The sequence below is a fragment of the Acidovorax sp. genome (assembly GCF_046339755.1).
Taxonomy (GTDB): Bacteria; Pseudomonadota; Gammaproteobacteria; order Burkholderiales; family Burkholderiaceae_C; genus Acidovorax.
In genome coordinates, this window is record NZ_JBKDTZ010000211.1 from 1 (window position 1) to 17,513 (window position 17,513).

Sequence of the window (17,513 nt, forward strand, 5' to 3'; positions counted from 1 at the left end):
TGAATCGCCCCGGGTTTCGAGGAGGCCAGTTGGTTTAAGTCAGACGGTCGCGGTCTGACCAGCGCGTTGACGATGGTAATTGGCCTCGAACTCCGCAGGCGGGACGTGGCCCAGCGGCCCCATCAGCCGGTGGTGGTTGAACCAGGCGACCCATTCCAGCGTTGCCAGTTCCACCGCCTGCTTGGTCTTCCACGGCCCGCGCCGATGGATGACCTCGGCCTTGTACAGCCCGTTGATGGTCTCGGCCAGCGCGTTGTCGTAGCTGTCGCCCTTGGAGCCCACTGAGGGCTCGATGCCGGCCTCAGCCAACCGCTCGCTGTAGCGAATCGACAGGTATTGCGCCCCTCTGTCGGAGTGATGCACCAGGCCATCGGACGGCTTGCGGTCGTACAACGCCTGCTCCAGCGCGTCGAGCACGAACTCGGTGTGCATCGAACTGCTCTGGCGCCAGCCCACGATGCGTCGGCTGAACACGTCGATCACGAAGGCCACATAGACCCAGCCCTGCCAGGTCGAGACATAGGTGAAGTCCGAGACCCAGAGCTGGTTCGGCCGCTCCGCACGGAACTGCCTATTCACGCGGTCCAGCGGACACGGTGCCTTGGGATCAGGAATGGTGGTCCGCACCGCCTTGCCGCGGCGCACGCCCTGCAGCCCGAGCTGGCGCATCAGCCGCTCGACGGTGCAACGTGCCACCGCAACACCTTCGCGGTTGAGTTGACGCCAGACCTTCTCGGCGCCGTAGACCTGATGGTTGGCCCGCCAGACGCGCTGCACCTGCGGCAGCAACTGTGCGTCGCGCAGGGCCCGCAAAGAACGCAAGGCCGGACTGCGCTGGCGCGCGGCGTGGCGCCAGTACGCCGATGGGGCAATCTGCAAGACGCGGCAGATCGACTCGACCCCAAGCTGCTGGCGGTGCTGGTCGATGAACGCCTTCAGGACTTGATGCGGCGGTCGAGCTCCGCCTGGGCGAAAAACGCGCTGGCCAGCTTCAGAATCTCGTTGGCCTTGCGCAACTCGCGCACCTCGCGCTCCAGGTCCTTGATGCGCTGGGCCTCCGCAGTCGAGACGCCGTCTCGCTGGCCGGAATCGACTTCGTGCTGCTTGACCCAGGTGTGCAAGGTCTGCGGCACGCAGCCAATCTTGTCGGCGATGGATTCGATGGCCGCCCACTGCGACGGATGCTCTGCCCGGTGCTCCAGCACCATGCGCACGGCACGCTCACGAACCTCGGGCGAAAACTTCGGGGACTTCTTCATGGCTCCATTCTCCAGAGTTGGAGCCTCCTCTAAACCCGGGCCGATTCACCACACCCGGATCGGCATTCGAGAGGCACGTTCGAGAGAACGCCTCGCAAACCGTGTACGAGGGGATGATTCCCGCGACTGGAAGAGATCGACTCCTAGTGCTCAACAGCGTCAGGCCCCAAGGACTGGGATTGAACAGCGACATCGTGTTCTCGGTTAGCCGTGAGCGCTCCGATGCGTACGCGCCGTGGCGTGAACAAGCCCGCCTTTATGTGGTTCTTTACCTGGGCGTGCTAATCGCGGCGACTTCTCTTCGGTTCTTGGAGAGGCGTCGCCGACGTGCGCTCGCTGAACAGGAAGCAGCGGCGCAAGCGGCAATACGCCTGGGAGCAGCAAGATTGGAACAGGCCTTGGACGGAGCGCAGCTGGGCTTGTGGGAACTTCTAGTCGACACGCGTCAACTGCGCGTGGATGCCCGTGGAGCTCGCATGCTAGGGCGCGGGGATGCGGAGGTGACGCGTTCTAGCCAGGAATGGACCGAGATACTTCATCCAGCCGATCGACAGGGAAACACCATCGCGTTCGCGGAGCATCTTCGCGCGGCCACGCCCGTGTACGAGAATGAATTTCGGGTGCGAACCCCTGGCGGGGATCTTATCTGGCTATTCAGCCGAGGCAAGGTGACGGAACGCGCGGAAGGAGGCGAGCCAGTGCGCGTGATCGGCACCTTCATGGACATCACTGCGCGTAAGGCGAATGAGGCAGCGCTGGCGGACGCGGTGCTCCTGCAAAAAAAATCCGGCGAGATCGCCCGCATAGGAGGGTGGACGCTGGAGGTGCCAAACGGGAATGCCCATTGGACGGACGAGGTGTACCGCATCCACGATCTGGACCCCGGCCAGGCACCAGACCTGTCCAATGCCCTCGACTTTTACACCCAGGACTCCAAGCCCATCATCTCTGCCGCGGTCATGCGAGGAATGCGCGAGGGAACGCCTTGGGATCTGGAGTTGCAGATCGTCTCGGCGAAAGGAACGCTGAAATGGGTGCGCGCCCAGGGCGAGGCGATGTACCAAGACGGCGAGATTGTGCGCCTGACCGGTGCATTTCAGGACATCACCGCCAGCAAGCTGGTCACGCTTGAGCTTGAGCGGTTGAATGCCGCGCTCTCCGAGCTATCTTTCAAGGACGCACTGACCGGCCTCGGAAACCGTCGGATGTTCGACGATATGCTCACCGCTGAGTGGGGGCGTCACGCCAGGCAGCACACCTCACTCGCCCTGCTCATGATCGACATCGATCATTTCAAGCGCTTTAATGACAGTCACGGTCATCTGGAAGGTGATGAGTGCCTGCGGCGCGTCGCGAGGGTCTCGAGCACACGCTTTGGAGAACGCATGAGAAGGTCATGCGGTATGGAGGCGAGGAGTTCGCGATCCTCCTGCCGGACACATCGCTGGAGGGTGCGACGCAGGTGGCCCAAAGGCTTTTGGATGCGATGGTCACGGCGGCCATTCCCCATGGGGCGTCCCCGGTGAGCAAGCACATCACGCTGAGCATCGGCGCGGCGTGCATGGTACCTAAGACCACCGAGGCCGCGAGCTGGCTCACTCGTTTGGCCGATCAAGCGCTGTACGAGGCGAAGGGCCAGGGTCGAAATCGGTGGGCGACTTGTCGACCCGTGTGCTGTGCCGATGCCTTTAAGTGACACGCTGCTGTGCAGCGTGCCAACCATAGGTTCTTGCAAAATGCGCTGAGTCGGCAGATTTCGCACTGCTAGTCGCCACCTGACAGATCAAATGCTTGTCACTTCAGCCCGAGATGGGTAGCCGCAACGTGGGCCAATCAGTGCTTCAGATCGTGGCATTGGCCATCCATTGGTAAAGTGGAATCACGACCAGCAGGTTGAAGGGGAAAGTGACCCCAAGCGACAACCCAATATAGACGGCGGGCCGAGCCTCAGGGACCGCATGCCGTAGTACCGCGGGAACTGCGATGTAGGAAGCGCTGGCAGCGAGGACAGCGAGCAGAGTTGCATCCTGTACTTCAACACCGGCGAAACGAGCAAGAAAAAGCGCGAGAGCGGCGTGCGCGACAGGCCCGATCACTGCGTAGGCGAAGAGCGATCGGGGCAACGATCGCAGCCCGACCATTTGACGCGCGACTAGCAAACCCATGTCCAGCAAGAAGAAGGCGAGCAAGCCTTTGAACAAGTCGCCCGTAAATGGTTGCATCGCTTTCGCGCCTGTAGGTCCGGAGACCAGACCCACGAACAACGCACCTACGAGGAGGATCGTTCCACCGTCGGTGAGCGCCTCGCGCAGAACACTCGATAGCGGCGGCCTGCTGCCGCCCATGATTAATGCGGCCCCGCCAGAGCCACAACCAACAATACCTCTGCTGCGCATCAATTGCGCTCCCACCAAGGCCATCACGATGGCTGGCGACTCCATCAGTGCCATCGCCGCTGCCATGTACCCACCGCCCGGAGTTCCTTGAGACTCCAGGACGTGTGCTGCGGTAACGAATGTCACCGCACTGACGCTTCCGTATGTCGCAGCCACGCTGATGGCGTCAAGCGGAGGCAGGACACGCTTGAGAAACTGCCAGTCCAGCACCGGGATCACAATGGCCAGCAGAACTGCACACCCAAGCGCCGCCAGGACTGCTGGAGTTAAGCCTGTCTGGCTCAATGCAAAACCTCCCTTCAAGCCGAGCGCCATTAAGAGATACAGCGAAAGAAATCGCGACAGCGCGGGAGGTACTTCCAAATTTGAGCGAAGCAGGCCGGCAGACACACCGAGAACGAAAAAGAGGATGGCCGGATCGAGAAGAATGTTCATGACCGCGAATACTATTCAGAAACCCAAATCGAGGAAAATCAATACTTTCGATGGATTCCATAGATAAGCTCCTATGCATGCCACTTTCCGACAGTTGCGGCTCCTCATTGCGCTCGCCGAAACACGATCTATCACCGCTGCAGCTCGCGCTTGCCATGTGACTCAGCCCACCGTGTCCATGCAGATCAAGGAACTGGCTGACGCTGTGGGATTGCCGTTGCATGAACAGATCGGGCGCAACCTGTACCTGACACCAGCTGGCGAGGCCGTGGCGGAAAGCGCGCGTGCCATGGTGGCAGAGTGGGAAGGCCTTGAACAACGCATCGCCGGTTTAAAGGGCCTGCGCCAGGGACGCCTGCGGATAGCCTTGGCCTCGACGGCAAAATACTTTATCCCTCGCATGCTGGGCCGCTTCTGCGCTAGTTATCCGGACGTGGACATCGAGCTACAGGTTCTGAATCGGGATGGAGTGGTGCATCGCATGAGGTCCAACCAGGACGATCTCTACATTCTGTCCCTACCTCCCGAAGACATCCCTCATGATCGGCTCGCCCTGCTGGACAACCCACTCGTCCCAATCGCAGCGTTTAACCATTCTTTAGCGACATCGACCCGCATTCGCTCTTCCCGGCTGCAGTCGGAGCCGTTCATCTTGCGCGAACGTGGGTCAGGCACCCGAATGGCGGGAGACGCCCACTTCAAGCGACTTGACCTTAGTCCTCGAGTGCGTTTGGAACTGGGCAGCAATGAGGCCATCAAGCAATCAGTTGCCGCAGGCATGGGACTGGGATTGGTGTCCCGGCATGCATTGGCTGGCTCGCCGGAGACAGAAGGGTTAGCAGTGCTAAAAGTTAATGGATTTCCGGTGCCCTCATCCTGGTCCGTTCTGTGGCTCAAAGGCAAGCGTCTATCTCCCCTGGCAGGCGCGTTCCTCGGGCACCTTCAGGAGGTCGCGATCCATTGGGAAGTGCACTCTTAGCCGCTGGAAGTCTTGGAGCTCGTTGCACGGCTCCAAGCTTCCCTGCCCTCAAGACCGTTCGGAATTCGTCTCCAACCCATCGTGCCGCGTCTTCCAGAGCGAAACTAGCACACCGCCAGCGATGAGTGAGAAAGTGACCCCCAGCGAGATAACGGGCGGAATCTTCCCGATGATGCCGACCAGAAAAATTTTGCTGCCGATGAACACCAGCACAAGTGCCAGCGCATACTTCAGGTACTTGAAGCGGTGCACCATCGCCGCCAGTGCGAAGTAAAGAGCTCTCAGGCCCAGAATCGCAAAGATGTTGCTGGTGTAGACGATGAATGGATCGTTTGTGATCGCGAAGATGGCTGGCACGGAGTCCACGGCGAAGACCAGGTCAACGAACTCGACTAGGACGAGTGCCAAGAACAACGGGGTCGCGAAGCGTTCAATCCGGCCGGTTTTGGGATCTGTCTCACGCACCCAAAACGCGTTTCCACGCAGGCCTTCGGTAAGGCGCATATGGCGCTTGAGAAACTTGAAAAGCGGATTTTGCGCGATATCGGGCACGTGATCGGCGATCACCCACATCTTGACGCCGGTGAAGACCAGGAAGGCGCCAAAAAGATAAAGCACCCAGCTAAATTGGCTGACAAGGGTGGCGCCCAGAGCGATCATGATCGCGCGCAAAACGATGACACCCAGGATGCCCCAAAAAAGCACACGGTGTTGGTACTGTCTCGGAATCGCGAAGAACGAGAAAATCAGCGCGATCACGAAAACATTGTCCATGGACAATGATTTCTCGATCAGAAAGCCTGTGTAGTAGTCCATGCCGCTTTGACCGCCAAGGTACCACCATACCCATGCGCCAAATAGCAGCGCCACACTAATGTAGCCAGCGGAGAGCAGAAGGCTTTCCTTGACTTCAATCTCGTGGTCCTCCTTGTGCAGAACTCCCAGGTCGAACGCCAACAAGGCGACGACGATCGTGACAAACACGAGCCAAATCCAAACTGACTTCCCTAGGAAATCCGCAAGTAGGAACGCAGTCAAGGCTTCCATGGCGCAATCTTTCAAAGTAGTTGATGAGTATCGATGCGGCGACGAAGCTCGGCCTTTGCCAAGTCGACCTAGACTTCAGTCACCGTTCTCGCGAAATCAAGGGCAGTATGGCCGCGGGTGTGCCGGATAGACACCAGCTTCGCTCGAATCTAAGATTCGCTTTTTTCGAACATTGATCGCGCATGCTTAACTACCGCCACCTCTACTATTTCTGGATGGTCGCCAAGGAAGGAGGCATCGCGCGAGCCGCCGAGCGCCTGGACATGGCGGTGCAGACCATAAGCGCCCAGGTGCGAGACTTGGAAAAGTCGCTCGGTCACCAGCTCTTGAAGCCTTCTGGCAGAGGACTCGCCTTGACGGACGCGGGACACGCGGCATTCGCGCGTGCGGAGGAGATTTTTCGTATAGGCCAATCGATCGAAGAGGAAGTGGCCGCGGCAGCCAGCGCAAAGGCTGCTCGGCTATCGGTGGGACTCTCCGACGGGATATCAAAGCTCGCCGCGCATGCGCTACTCGAGCCAGTCTTAGACACTCCAAACCTTCGATTGCTCTGCCACGAGGGTGAGTTCGATGAGCTTCTATCTGAACTGGCCTTGCACCAGTTGGATGTGGTGCTCGCAGGAGAGCCGGCACCCAGGAACCCCCACCAGCGCCTGGCGAGCGAACGCATAGCAGTATCTCCGATCGAGTGGTACGGCCCCGTGAACTTGGCCAAGAAAACGGCTCGTGACCGCTTTCCCCAATCTCTTGAGGATGTTCCAGTGCTATTGCCTACCTCGCATTCACCGCTTCGCTCACTGCTTGACGGTTGGTTCGAAGAATGCAAGGTCACCCCTAACATCGCTGGCGAGTTCGAAGACAGCGCTCTGCTGGCGGTGTTTGCGGCACGCGGACTGGGCGTGTTTCCGGTGAGCAAACTCGGCGCAAGGGATGTAGCATTAATGCGTGGTCTACGAGTTGTTGGCGACTGCCCGGTGCGTGAGGAAGTGCATGCCATTTGGTCGCGCAGAGGGCAGCACCACCCCCTTGTGCGGGCAATGATTGCTGCTGCCAAGGGTTAAGCGGCCAAACTGCGCAACCCAGTCGCGCTCAAACCAACTGGTACTGCCAGCTCTCGGTGTGCGCTGCGTTGATCGTCCAAGCAGACAGTGCGACCCCCATCGCCCAAGCCTCGGCCGGGGCGATATGTTGATCTGCCAGGACCGCCAGGTCGGCGAAGTACAGCACGCTGTGTTGCAACGCGGGATCGGTGATTTCCGCCAACACGGCTTTCAAAGTCGCTTCGTCCACGCTGGAAGCGAAAATTTTCTGCTCGCGCGTGTCCGCCAGTAGGTCTTCACACAGGGTATGGAGTACCTTGACAAAGTCGCCCGCTTGCAAGCCCAAATGGCTCTCAATTCTCATGCCATGGACTGAATCGATTTCGGAACGGCTGACGTTTCCATCAGCAATCAACAGCAGGGCCACAATGCGAGCGGCTGCTTCGGGACTATTGGTTGGGTAGCTGCGCATGATGTTCGAGTAAATATTTAAACGAGTCAAACCGGAGGAATCTGGGATCAGAAGCGCGAGTCGCGGTACCGCCGCGCCCGCAACCTTGTTGAGTGTCTGTGCCCCACGCGAATGGGTACAAGCGAGGGGCGCGCGCTGGCCTTCATACGCTGGGACCATCGCCACAGTCCTTGTAACGCTGCGGAGCGTAAAGCCGAGAACATCGACTGAATCTTGTACATGAGCTTCATGAGACGCCTTTGAGAGTTTTGGTGAGCGAAATATGCGCTTTACCGGTGCGCCAAAACAGAAGGTCCTATGTGACCAGTGCTTCGGTTTTTTGGAAGCCTGCCACCTTTCTTTCGAGGCGCCCCGCTCAGCTTTTCCGAGATGAAGACTCAGAAGAATGCTGCTTGGTGTGCAAGTTCTCAGCCTTTACCTTTGACGCTCTAACCAAGGAGCAGTCATGCAAATCGTTATCAACAACCGAAACGCGATCAGCTTGTCCAAAGAAGTGGCCCACGACCGCCTGCGCTTTTCCTTGCGTCGGCTGAGCGCCTGGATTCGCAGGGCCAATGTAGACTTCGTGGACGTCAACGGCCCAAGGGGAGGGCAAGACAAACAGTGCCGTCTCGAGCTGACGACAAGCAAGTTTGGCTTGGTCGTTGTTTCAGCCCGAGCGGGCGATTGGCGCATGGCGTTGAACAAGGCGGTTGCGCGTGCCGTGCGCAAACTCATGAGTAGCGTCAAACGCCCTCTCGCGAAGAGGCAACCATCTCCCCGCGAGACCTTCCTACCCCAGTGAGTTTGCCGGGCATGCGCGCCAAGGATTTACGCCAAAACTGGTCATGCTGAATTTCCACTAAGCGCCCAACCTGCCGCTTCCTGGATTTTGAGCATGAGCCAGAGACCGGTGCCTTTAGGCACCGGTGTCGTGCTGCGACTGGCGCGTTTGTTTTTGAGCGTTTTTAGGTAAGCAGCTCTATGGGTTGACGTTCGCTAGCGCATCTACAGGTCCACACACAAAAAAAGGTAAGCCTTTGAAACCGGATGGTTTTAAAATAACTAATTAGTAGTAATCGTGACTGAACGGTCATAGAATCCGCTCGCGCCCATGTCGGCGTGTTGATTTGACCAACCTTAAGGACACGATCATGAAGAAAACACTGGTTGCTTTGGCCCTCACAGCAGGCGCCGCTTTCAACGTCATGGCGCAAGACATCGTCGATACGGCCGTGAAAGCTGGGAACTTCAAGACGCTGGTCGCTGCCGTGCAGGCAGCCGGATTGGTGGACACGCTCAAGGGCCCCGGCCCGTTCACCGTGTTTGCGCCCACCGACGAAGCCTTTGCCAAGATCCCCAAGGCCACGCTCGACGGCCTGCTCAAGGACAAGGCGGCGCTCACCCAGGTGCTCACCTACCACGTGGTGCCTGGCAAGGTGATGGCCAAGGACGTGAAGGCCGGCAAGGTCAAGACCGTGCAGGGGCAAGAGCTCACCATATCGACCAACTCGGGGGTGATGGTTGACCAGTCCAAGGTGATTGCCACGGACGTCGATACCAGTAACGGCGTCATCCATGCCATCGACACGGTGCTGATGCCGAAGTAGGTCGGCAGCGTGTGTGCGCCTGAACGGTACTGAGAACTCCGGCTGGCGCGGTTTCCAGGGGGCCTGTCGGGCAGGCCTCCTCTCGTTTCATTCACCGTTTGACAGCGGGGAGACATTCCCATGAACACTTTATTCAACCGCCGCACCGTGCTGATGGCCGCCGCCCTGGGCACCAGCACCAGTCTGCTCCAGGCCTGCGGGGGCAGCGACGACGAGCCGCAGCGCAACATCGTCGAGCTGGCGCAAAACACCCCTGAACTGAGCATCCTGGTCGAGGCCGTGGTGGCCGCGGGGCTGGTGCCTGCGCTGAGCACCGGCAACCTCACCGTCTTTGCTCCCACCAACGCGTCCTTCGCGGCGCTGCTGGCCGAGCTGGGGCTGAGCAAGGAGGCGCTGCTGTCCAACAAGCCGCTGCTCAGCGCTGTGCTCACTTACCACGTGCTGGGCAGCCGCGTGCTGCGTGCCGATGTGCCATTGGGCAAGGCCATTACCCCGGTGTCGGGCGGCTTTTTCAAGATCGAGTCTGCCAACGGCCTCAAGATCACCGATGGCCGCAACCGCGTCACCAGCATCACCAGCACCGATATCCAGGCCAGCAACGGCGTGGTGCACCTCGTAGACCGCGTGCTGCTGCCGGCGGACAAGGACATCGTGGCCACTGCCACGGCCGTGCCTGACTTCAGCATCCTGGTCGAGGCGGTCGCCGCGGCCGGCCTGGTGGCCATGAAAGGCCCTGGCCCATTCACTGTGTTCGCGCCCACCAATGCCGCCTGTGCGGCACTGCTGGCCGAGCTCGGCCTGGGCAAGGAGGCGCTGCTGGCGAACACTGCCTTGCTGACCCGCGTGCTCACCTACCACGTCGTGCCGGGGCGGGTGCTGAAGGCCGAGGTGCCTGTGAATACCGCCATCGCCACCGTGCAGGGCCAGGCGTTCACGGTGAACTCCAGCCTCGTGATCACCGACCAGAGCCTGCGCACCAGCCGCATCGTTGCCACCGATGTCTTTGCCAGCAATGGTGTGGTGCACACAGTGGACCGGGTGCTTTTGCCAAAGTAGCGCGGCCGTAGCATCTGCGCAGTTCCCCAGAAGCCACGCCCGTCGGGTTTCTGGGGACTGCAACGGTTTTTTTGAGTTCATCCCCCATATCCATGCAATCTCCCTGGCTTCGCCGCGCCGCAATGGCCTTTTTCGCCTCACTGGTGCTGGCCCTGGCGGCCTGTTCATCTACGGCCCCGCCACCCGGCATCACCCCCGTCAAGCCATTTGACCTGGCGCACTACGAGGGCCGCTGGTACGAGGTGGCCAGGCTCGACCATTCCTTCGAGCGCGGCATGACGGACGTGAGCGCAACCTACCAGCGCCAGGCGGACGGCAGCGTGCGCGTGACCAACCGGGGCTTTGACACCACCAAGGGCAGCCAGGGCGGCGAATGGCGCCAGGCCGTGGGCAAGGCCTTGTTCACGGGCGATGCGCAGACCGCCTCGCTCAAGGTGTCGTTCTTCGGGCCTTTCTACGGCGGCTACCACGTCGCCGCGCTTGATACCGACTACCGCTGGGCCTTGGTGGTGGGGCCCGACCGCAGCTACTGCTGGATTTTGTCGCGCAGCAAGCAGCTGGAGCCAGGCGTGCGCGCACAGCTTGTTGCCCGCGCCAGCGCGCTGGGCATCGACACGCAGGCGCTGATCTGGGTGAGCCAGCAACGCACCGACCCGCAGACGTGAGCCGCGCAGCACGCACCGGCCTCAGCATCGCTGTAGCGCACCCTTTACGGCTGCGAACCTGATCCACCGACGCGACGATCGATACCACCATGCGTATGCGCAAGAAGCACGACCTGCCGCAGAAAACCTGCATGCACTGCGGCCAGCCCTTCACTTGGCGCAAAAAGTGGGAGAAGGTGTGGGACGCGGTGAAATACTGCTCCGACCGATGCCGCAACGAGCGCAAGCGATGCGGGAGTGCTCCATGACTCCTAATTACAGCGTGCTCTTCTGGTTCCGCAGAGACTTGCGCCTCCACGACCAGCTCGCCATGGCGGCTGCACTGAACAGCGGTGCAACACATCTGGTAGGGGTGATCTCGTTTCCCGTGCAAATTATTCCGTTAGCAGATCCGGGTTTACCCTTGGTTTGCTAGCTGCCTCAGTGTCGCCAACTCGGAAGGCATATGGAGGACGCGGATGTTGGCGAGCGCCTGTATTGCATCGCGCTTGGACCAAATGTCCGTCTTGTCGCTCGTGAGGAAAACTGAGCAACCGGCCTTGACCCCGGAATCAAGGTGCTGCGCATCGACCTTGGCGCCCAGCAACTTGCGTAGCGGTTCAAACAGCGCCGAGGGCTTGTAGTCGTTCCAAGTTCCAGGGGCCTCTTTCCAACTCAGATTGCTTTGCTTCCAGGAAGCGCCCGAGCCAGGCACGAAGGCCTTGACCCGGCGATTTCGCTGCTCGAAGGGGAAGTAGTGCGTTTTCAGAAGGCCAGCAGCCTCCAAGGCTGCGACTTCCTTGAGCATTCCACCGGTATCCACATACACAAGAAGCATCTTCTCTCCTGTTTGATGGCCCAGTGGCGCCCGATTGATCCAGCTCGTTGCCATGGGTGCTAGCGATGTCGGTCGACGGGCCTGCCTGACTTCAGGTGGGAAGACTCGCATGCCGCTCGCCTTCAACTGGACCAGATGCGGATGGGCTCTCTCTTGCCGCGTCTCAAATTGGCCGAGCGATCCACCAGGCTCATCTGCGATGAATTTGTTCCCTTCGTACTGGGCTTCGGTGGCTGACTTCAAGGCCCAACGCCAGCGGGAAAGGGAGCCGCCTTTTTCCTGCCAGGGGTCCTCGAAGTCGTCGCCGTTTACAAGCACCATGCAGTCGATCCCGTGTGGCTGAGAAAGTGTCGCCCGGATCGCGTCGATCAACCCGGGCGGGCCGAACACGAGCAGATCTGTGTCGGAGCCTGCCTGGGCTCGGCCACTGGCCTGCGAACCGATCAGCCACACAGATGAAGGCTGTACCGGCAGATCCGTCAGGCAGTCGACGAAGGTGCGCACGTGAGGGGCAAGAATGGGCTGCATGCATGCCTCGGGTTGGGTGTTGTCCAAGCGATGTCAGAGCCCGCTTTCGAAGCGCTCCTGCAGTCCGGCGGTCGGGGCATCCAGGTACCTCAGCGCCGACTCCATGTCGCGCCATCCAACGTACTCCATCATCTCCTTGATATCCCACCCGCTGGCGCGTGCCCATCCCGCAAATCCGCGCCGCAGCGAATGGCTCGAATAGCCTTCAGCAGACTCGACGCCGGCGTCATGGAACATCTTGCGCAGCAAGGGAATCAGGCTGGTGGGGTGCATGGGTCGATCGGACATGTGGCCCCACTGGTCGATGCCGCAGTACACCGGGCCGGCCAGACGGCCGCTGACCGCGATCCATTCCAGATAGGCGTCCACTGGGCACAGCCTGGATAGTGCCGGGCAATGGAAAGTGCGGCCCTCCATCGCGCGATCCGCCTTGCTGCGATCCAGCCTGCAGGTCAGACCCTTGCCGGCAATGGCTGTCACGTTCTCCACGCGCATATTGACGATCTCGTCGGATCGAAATGCGCGCCAAAACCCAAACAGCACGATGGACCTGTTGCGCGTCAGCTGCAGCAACGCCGCTTCATCGCCTCGTTCGCGTGCGGCGCGCTGAGCGGCCTGCAGCCATTCGGAAATCTTCTGTAGCTGGTCGAGTTCAAGGGGGCGCGCCTGTTTCTGTTTGGACGGGTGCTTTGCCACGATGCCCCTGAGCACCTTTCGCACCAGCGGTGTCTTGGTCGGGTCCGCAAAGCCCTGTTCTGCATGCCAGCGCGCGAGCGCCGCCAGCCTTTGCCTCAAGGTGCTGACCTTGTGCGTGCTCGCGTAGGCCACGAGGTAGCGAGCGACGGTATCGCTGGTGGCCGGCAGCAGGCCTTTCCAGTCCTGCTCGAAGTGCTTGATCGCAGCTGCGTAGCTCCGAACCGTGGTTTCACGGTCGGCAGCCTGCAGATAGTCATCCAGTTCCCCCACCACGCCTCCTTTTGGACTCGGCCCCGCAACCGCATTTCACGAGGAACAGCGCCGACTGCAGCCACTATAGGCGTTCAAGCCGCCCGCGCCACAACCCGCGGGCTGTCTTGTGGGCCTGTCCTGCCGGCGTACTGCACTCCTCTTCAGCAGCAGGTCACGCCAGCTACCAAAACGCGCGTTTGTCGATGCGCGAAAGAAGCGATGCGAGCACAACCAACGATTGGCCGTCAATGTTCATCGGGGTGCTGCCAGCTCCCATCGAACCCGCGCCTTTGGAGTGCTCCGTGGCCCGCGCCATCACTTGATCGACCAGGCTGATCCTGGGGACCAGAACGTACCGTACGTCGCAGTTCAATCCATCGGCAATCTTGGCCAGTGTGTTGAGGGAAATCGAGCCTTCCGCTTCCGACTGCTCCAGTCTCCGGACCCCCTGCGGAGAGATGCCGATGCGACGGCCTAGAGTCGCCGAGTTCATCCCGAGCGCCAGGCGCACCGTCTTCACCCAGCCGCTCCTGGGCGTGCCTGCACCTTGCTGCTTCGCCAGTTCGCGAAGCTGGCTGTCGAGTTCAACCAAGCGGGAAAGATCCAATCGACTCGTCAAGGGCGGGTGGCAAAAAAGGTTCAAGACAACGCTTCGGTTGCGCATATGTCAATGCAAGGCAACCGGGAACTTTCCATTTGCACATGGCCGGTTTCAAACGGCATTTGCGCGGAGAAAGTTCAGCTATCTTCGCACGCTCAGTCCCAAATGGGACCAACTAGTCCCACAATTATTTGAAGAGCATGTTGCAGTTAGACAGAGAACAGATTGGCCATTTCAGTGAGATGGACCTTGCAGGCATTCTTGACGCCGGGGGCTGGAGCGCAATCCTTCCGAAGAGCCTCAGCGACAGCCAGTTGGTCTGCGTTTCCGATCAGCTTCGGGCCATGTTGTGGGGCGAAGGCACGCAAGGACCTGATGGCACACCCAATGCTGCGATCGCCATGGCATTGCTGCTGATGGCAAAGAGCCATCCCTCTCCCCCAGCAAATGGCGAGCTATTTGAAGGCAGCATGCAGCAGCTGCGCGAAGTGATGATGGTCTTGAGCGTGGCTGCAGACCGAGAGATCGTGAACAGGCTGCTCAATCGTCCGAACGACGAAGAGTCGCTGACTATGTTGACAGGCATCGAAGCCATCATGGACGAAGCAAGCCACCCACAGCGGGCAAAGAAGTCTAGGACGCGTCCTCGGGCAGCAGTGTAGAGAGGTCGGCTCTCACCGACTTCAGCACTTTTTCAACCGATGCTGCATCGAATCGGCGTGCATATGCAACCGCCAGGAGAGTCATTGGATGGACCTGCAGGCCTTCAGCGAGGTGTTCCACCATGCCAATGCTGGGAAGTTGTTCGCCCTGCTCAAGACGTCCAACGTGCCGTCGGCTGATCGACGACATCAGATCCTCCTGCGTGAAGCCGCGAGCGGTGCGCAGCTCCTTGAGCGCGCGACCGACGGCAGCTTTTGGCGGATCTGACTTTCGAGTTGGCATTCACTCGATTTCCGCCGATGGCGACTAAAAAGACCACGTCTAACTAGTCGCATTTCAATGGAAATCTGATGATTTCCACTTCCGGACGGCTGCCGCGGAGTCCTCATGCCAGTGTCTTCTCAGCCTTGGACTGATCCTCGATCTGGACATGCAGGCCTGGATCGCACTGCAGCGATTCATCGCAAACGAGGCCCTCATCCTGTTCGCTCTTTTGATCAAAAACAAGGTCCTGCATCGTGCAGATTCAATTTCTCAATGAGCGTCCCGCCCCCGATCTTCAAGTCCAGCCCGAGGTCCAACTGGATCATTGGCGAATCCTTCGACGTGGAACCGGGACGCTGCACATCGTCGCGATGCTGGGGCCCATGACACTCAGAGTTACTTCGGCATTGGCTGCCATCGATCTTGCGAGCGCAATGGTCAAGACGGGATCGGGTCGCAACTATCACCTGGCAGCATCTCCCGAAGAAGACGAGGACCTGCGGATGTTGATGGAACTGCGTGGCCAGCTTGCCATCGGGACGATTTCGGCTGACGTGAGCGATGTCGTCTGGGACGCGGTATCTGTCGGCTCGTGGCCAGCCCATGGCGGCGAGCTGCTGCCGCCCTGGCAATAGTTCCGTTTCCTTGCCACGCACTATGGATTTCAACGACGCACGAACCTATTTCAGCGCACCCTGGCCACGGAGCGATCCCGGCCCTATGTGCACGCTGCGATGCCCGGTGAGCGTAAACCACTCGTTTCGCCGGCTCTACCACGGTCACCTGCACCGAGACGTGCTGGCTCCCTCCGAAATCACCCATGTTGTCAATGTGGGCTGGGATGTCATCCAAGGATTGCTATGCCTTTAAACCCCCAATCCGTCAGTAAGCGATTCGAGCCCGAGCGCAGAGTGCACATCGACAGTCGCAATCGCATTCCCTTGCCGCCTGGGATGGGGTGGACGGTGGGCGCTCGCGTGTACTTCTCGCTGGCCAGGAGTAGCGCTGACGGGGACGAGCCACCACAGTTCGTGATCACGACCGAACCAGGGAGGCTGCTGAAAGGGAGACTGGTTTCCGCACGCATTCAGCGCGCAGGCTTCGCGCCGATGGTCAGGGCGCGCAAGAAGCCTCGCCGCTGTTGGCCATGAGTCCGCGCAACGCCTTCAACGGAGCATCCATGAAACTGCTCGTGTACTCGGACCTGCATCTGGACCTGGCTCCCTTCAGGCCGCGGCTGGACCCGCACTTCCTCCAGACCGTCGACGTGGTGGTGCTGGCCGGCGACACCACCGAGGGCACGGGCGGGCTGCGCTGGGCACGCGAGACCTTCCCGGGAAAGCCCGTCATCTACGTGGACGGCAACCACGAGTTCTACAGCCAGCATTGGGACAAGCACATTGACGTGATGCGCAAGCTCGCCAGTGACTACCAGGTCCACTACCTGGAGAACGATGCCGTCGTGATCGGGGAGGTTCGGTTCCTGGGGTGCACGCTCTGGACGGACTATGCGCTGCACGGCGCCGACGAGAAGCTGATGGCGATGAACACCGCGCGCCATCGCATGAGCGACTACCCGCGGATCAAGATCACCCGGCCGGCGGAGATGTACTGGCACGAACGCAAGCACCGCCTGGTGCCGGCAATGGCCGGGCGCCGGCATGACGCGAGCCGGCAGTGGCTGCAGGAGCAACTGGGCCTGGGTGATCCAGAGAACACGGTGGTGGTCACCCACCATGCACCGCATCCGCGATCAATCCCGCAGGGGTTTGAAGCCCACCCGCTGTCACCTTGCTACGCCAGCGACCTGGAAGCGCTGATGGGAAAGGCCGGCACCTGGATCCATGGGCACGTCCATGAGAGCCAGGACTATCAGGTGCGGGGGACTCGGATCGTCACCAACCCCAGAGGCTACAGGCGCCGAGGGGGTGGCATGCAGAATTCGGAGTTCCGGGTGGATTTCTGTGTGGATGTGGGCTGAGCAGAGACTGCGACGCGTCTGCAAGCACGCGGGTGGTCACCTACCGATGGCATGCTCGCCGGCCCCACGAGCGCAATTGCAATGAGATCTTGCTGGAGGATCATCGACATGAGCACCAAGCCAATCATCGCCCTGGATGCGGATGGGGTGCTGCTCGACTATGGCCTGGCTTATGCCTCGGTCTGGGAGCGCGCGTTTGGCCAGCGGCCCGTCGAGCGGGACAAGGACGCGTACTTTCCGCATCACCGCTGGGCGGTCGAGTTTCTGCAGGGGGATCGCCTGGCGGCGTTGCGGGCCTGCATGGATGAGCAGTTCTGGTCTTGCGTGCCACCACTGGAGCGGGCTGTCGAAGCCAGCCATGTGCTCTACGATGCGGGCTACGAACTGGTCTGCGTCTCAGCTCTGGCCCAGCAGTTTGAAGCGGCGCGCCTGAGGAATCTGCGGGATGCGGGGTTTCCGATCGAGCGCGTGATCGCCACAGGAGTCGCAGCAGGGGAGCGAAGCCCGAAGGCTGAGGCCATCGAGCGCCTTGCGCCAGTGGCGTTTGTAGATGACTTCCTGCCGTATTTTCGTGGGATCGCTCCGGCCGTCCATCGAGCACTGATTTGCCGCGGTCCCAATGGGACACCGAACGTCGGGCCGGAGCTCGATCTGGTCCATTCCTCACACGCAGATTTGTGGGCATTCAGCGAGTGGACGCGCGGCCCTGGGTGTTCACTGCGGACGCAGCCGGTGTAGAACCTCGCGGCATACCAGAGCGCCAGGAAAGACGT

23 protein-coding genes and 1 other annotated feature are annotated in these 17,513 nt (G+C 60.4%); of the genes, 14 read left to right on the plus strand and 9 right to left on the minus strand.

Going from position 1 to position 17,513, the window contains the following annotated elements; genetic code table 11:
- Positions 1-39 precede the first annotated feature (39 nt).
- Positions 40-1,259 (minus strand): IS3 family transposase gene (locus ACK59X_RS17350; RefSeq protein WP_409959166.1). Its coding sequence is split into 2 segments (ribosomal slippage): positions 40-971 and positions 971-1,259, totalling 1,221 coding nucleotides; the frame shifts between segments, so codons are not numbered across the junction.
- Positions 865-981 (minus strand) — a sequence feature (AL1L pseudoknot). (Overlaps the previous gene by 117 nt.)
- A gap of 179 nt (positions 1,260-1,438) precedes the next feature.
- On the opposite strand from ACK59X_RS17350, the gene ACK59X_RS17355 reads away from it, so the two are divergent.
- Positions 1,439-2,785, plus strand: coding sequence for a PAS domain-containing protein (locus ACK59X_RS17355; RefSeq protein ID WP_409959168.1), 1,347 nt, complete (start codon positions 1,439-1,441; stop codon positions 2,783-2,785).
- On the plus strand, positions 2,683-2,955 hold the full coding sequence (locus tag ACK59X_RS17360) for a diguanylate cyclase domain-containing protein (RefSeq protein ID WP_409959203.1): 273 nt from the start codon (positions 2,683-2,685) through the stop codon (positions 2,953-2,955). The genes ACK59X_RS17355 and ACK59X_RS17360 overlap by 103 nt, the downstream gene beginning before the upstream one ends.
- A gap of 145 nt (positions 2,956-3,100) precedes the next feature.
- Here ACK59X_RS17360 and ACK59X_RS17365 read toward each other — a convergent pair whose 3' ends face one another.
- A complete protein-coding gene (locus tag ACK59X_RS17365) occupies positions 3,101-4,090 on the minus strand; it encodes a sodium-dependent bicarbonate transport family permease (RefSeq protein ID WP_409959170.1) in 990 nt (329 codons plus the stop codon).
- A 73-nt stretch (positions 4,091-4,163) separates the two neighbouring features.
- Between ACK59X_RS17365 and ACK59X_RS17370 the strand changes: the two genes are divergently transcribed.
- Positions 4,164-5,069: a LysR family transcriptional regulator gene (locus ACK59X_RS17370; RefSeq protein WP_409959172.1), complete on the plus strand. Its 906-nt coding sequence runs from the start codon at positions 4,164-4,166 to the stop codon at positions 5,067-5,069.
- Between the two features lie 48 nt (positions 5,070-5,117).
- Here the strand turns inward: ACK59X_RS17370 and ACK59X_RS17375 are convergent, their stop codons facing one another.
- A complete protein-coding gene (locus tag ACK59X_RS17375) occupies positions 5,118-6,116 on the minus strand; it encodes a TerC family protein (RefSeq protein WP_409959173.1) in 999 nt (332 codons plus the stop codon).
- Positions 6,117-6,298: 182 nt separating this feature from the next.
- Between ACK59X_RS17375 and ACK59X_RS17380 the strand changes: the two genes are divergently transcribed.
- Positions 6,299-7,177, plus strand: a complete 879-nt coding sequence (locus ACK59X_RS17380) for a LysR substrate-binding domain-containing protein (RefSeq protein ID WP_409959175.1) — start codon at positions 6,299-6,301, stop codon at positions 7,175-7,177.
- Positions 7,178-7,205: 28 nt separating this feature from the next.
- Here the strand turns inward: ACK59X_RS17380 and ACK59X_RS17385 are convergent, their stop codons facing one another.
- Entirely contained in the window at positions 7,206-7,628 is a 423-nt protein-coding gene (locus tag ACK59X_RS17385; RefSeq protein ID WP_409959177.1) for a TerB family tellurite resistance protein, read from the minus strand.
- 445 nt (positions 7,629-8,073) lie between these two features.
- Here ACK59X_RS17385 and ACK59X_RS17390 point away from each other — a divergent pair, with 445 nt between their 5' ends.
- The 6 genes from ACK59X_RS17390 to ACK59X_RS17415 all read left to right on the plus strand — a co-directional run bounded on the left by ACK59X_RS17390 (position 8,074) and on the right by ACK59X_RS17415 (position 11,353).
- The gene (locus tag ACK59X_RS17390; protein WP_409959179.1) at positions 8,074-8,412 is read left to right on the plus strand and encodes an HPF/RaiA family ribosome-associated protein; all 339 of its coding nucleotides are present in this window, start codon (positions 8,074-8,076) and stop codon (positions 8,410-8,412) included.
- A gap of 349 nt (positions 8,413-8,761) precedes the next feature.
- Positions 8,762-9,217, plus strand: a complete 456-nt coding sequence (locus tag ACK59X_RS17395; protein ID WP_409959181.1) for a fasciclin domain-containing protein — start codon at positions 8,762-8,764, stop codon at positions 9,215-9,217.
- Positions 9,218-9,337: 120 nt separating this feature from the next.
- Positions 9,338-10,273, plus strand: coding sequence for a fasciclin domain-containing protein (locus ACK59X_RS17400; RefSeq protein ID WP_409959183.1), 936 nt, complete (start codon positions 9,338-9,340; stop codon positions 10,271-10,273).
- Positions 10,274-10,365: 92 nt separating this feature from the next.
- Positions 10,366-10,938, plus strand: coding sequence for a lipocalin family protein (locus ACK59X_RS17405; RefSeq protein WP_409959185.1), 573 nt, complete (start codon positions 10,366-10,368; stop codon positions 10,936-10,938).
- Positions 10,939-11,033: 95 nt separating this feature from the next.
- Complete coding sequence (locus tag ACK59X_RS17410; protein ID WP_409959187.1) at positions 11,034-11,186, plus strand: DUF2256 domain-containing protein; 153 nt, start codon at positions 11,034-11,036, stop codon at positions 11,184-11,186.
- Positions 11,183-11,353, plus strand: coding sequence for a deoxyribodipyrimidine photo-lyase (locus ACK59X_RS17415; RefSeq protein WP_409959189.1), 171 nt, complete (start codon positions 11,183-11,185; stop codon positions 11,351-11,353). Before ACK59X_RS17410 ends, ACK59X_RS17415 begins: the two co-directional genes overlap by 4 nt.
- Here the strand turns inward: ACK59X_RS17415 and ACK59X_RS17420 are convergent.
- The 3 genes from ACK59X_RS17420 to ACK59X_RS17430 all read right to left on the minus strand — a co-directional run bounded on the left by ACK59X_RS17420 (position 11,336) and on the right by ACK59X_RS17430 (position 13,823).
- On the minus strand, positions 11,336-12,283 hold the full coding sequence (locus ACK59X_RS17420) for a hypothetical protein (protein WP_409959191.1): 948 nt from the start codon (positions 12,281-12,283) through the stop codon (positions 11,336-11,338). The genes ACK59X_RS17415 and ACK59X_RS17420 overlap by 18 nt on opposite strands.
- Before the next feature lie 33 nt (positions 12,284-12,316).
- Positions 12,317-13,249: a tyrosine-type recombinase/integrase gene (locus ACK59X_RS17425; protein ID WP_184856172.1), complete on the minus strand. Its 933-nt coding sequence runs from the start codon at positions 13,247-13,249 to the stop codon at positions 12,317-12,319.
- Positions 13,250-13,412: 163 nt separating this feature from the next.
- Complete coding sequence (locus ACK59X_RS17430; protein ID WP_260420125.1) at positions 13,413-13,823, minus strand: helix-turn-helix domain-containing protein; 411 nt, start codon at positions 13,821-13,823, stop codon at positions 13,413-13,415.
- 209 nt (positions 13,824-14,032) lie between these two features.
- Between ACK59X_RS17430 and ACK59X_RS17435 the strand changes: the two genes are divergently transcribed.
- Positions 14,033-14,494: a hypothetical protein gene (locus tag ACK59X_RS17435; protein WP_184856170.1), complete on the plus strand. Its 462-nt coding sequence runs from the start codon at positions 14,033-14,035 to the stop codon at positions 14,492-14,494.
- Here ACK59X_RS17435 and ACK59X_RS17440 read toward each other — a convergent pair.
- Positions 14,466-14,777: a helix-turn-helix domain-containing protein gene (locus ACK59X_RS17440; protein WP_184856169.1), complete on the minus strand. Its 312-nt coding sequence runs from the start codon at positions 14,775-14,777 to the stop codon at positions 14,466-14,468. The two genes, ACK59X_RS17435 and ACK59X_RS17440, sit on opposite strands and share 29 nt — an antisense overlap.
- 103 nt (positions 14,778-14,880) lie before the next feature.
- Positions 14,881-15,012, minus strand: a complete 132-nt coding sequence (locus ACK59X_RS17445; protein WP_260420124.1) for a hypothetical protein — start codon at positions 15,010-15,012, stop codon at positions 14,881-14,883.
- A gap of 1 nt (position 15,013) precedes the next feature.
- Here ACK59X_RS17445 and ACK59X_RS17450 point away from each other — a divergent pair, with 1 nt between their 5' ends.
- The 3 genes from ACK59X_RS17450 (at position 15,014) to ACK59X_RS17460 (ending at position 17,478) form a co-directional block, all read left to right on the plus strand.
- Positions 15,014-15,394 (plus strand): hypothetical protein, encoded by a 381-nt coding sequence (locus ACK59X_RS17450; RefSeq protein ID WP_184856168.1) that lies wholly within the window; start codon positions 15,014-15,016, stop codon positions 15,392-15,394.
- A gap of 545 nt (positions 15,395-15,939) precedes the next feature.
- Entirely contained in the window at positions 15,940-16,740 is an 801-nt protein-coding gene (locus tag ACK59X_RS17455) for a metallophosphoesterase (protein WP_184856167.1), read from the plus strand.
- Between the two features lie 108 nt (positions 16,741-16,848).
- Positions 16,849-17,478 carry an HAD family hydrolase gene (locus ACK59X_RS17460; protein ID WP_184856166.1) on the plus strand — a complete coding sequence of 210 codons (630 nt, stop codon included), beginning with the start codon at positions 16,849-16,851 and terminating at the stop codon, positions 17,476-17,478.
- Positions 17,479-17,513 lie beyond the last annotated feature (35 nt).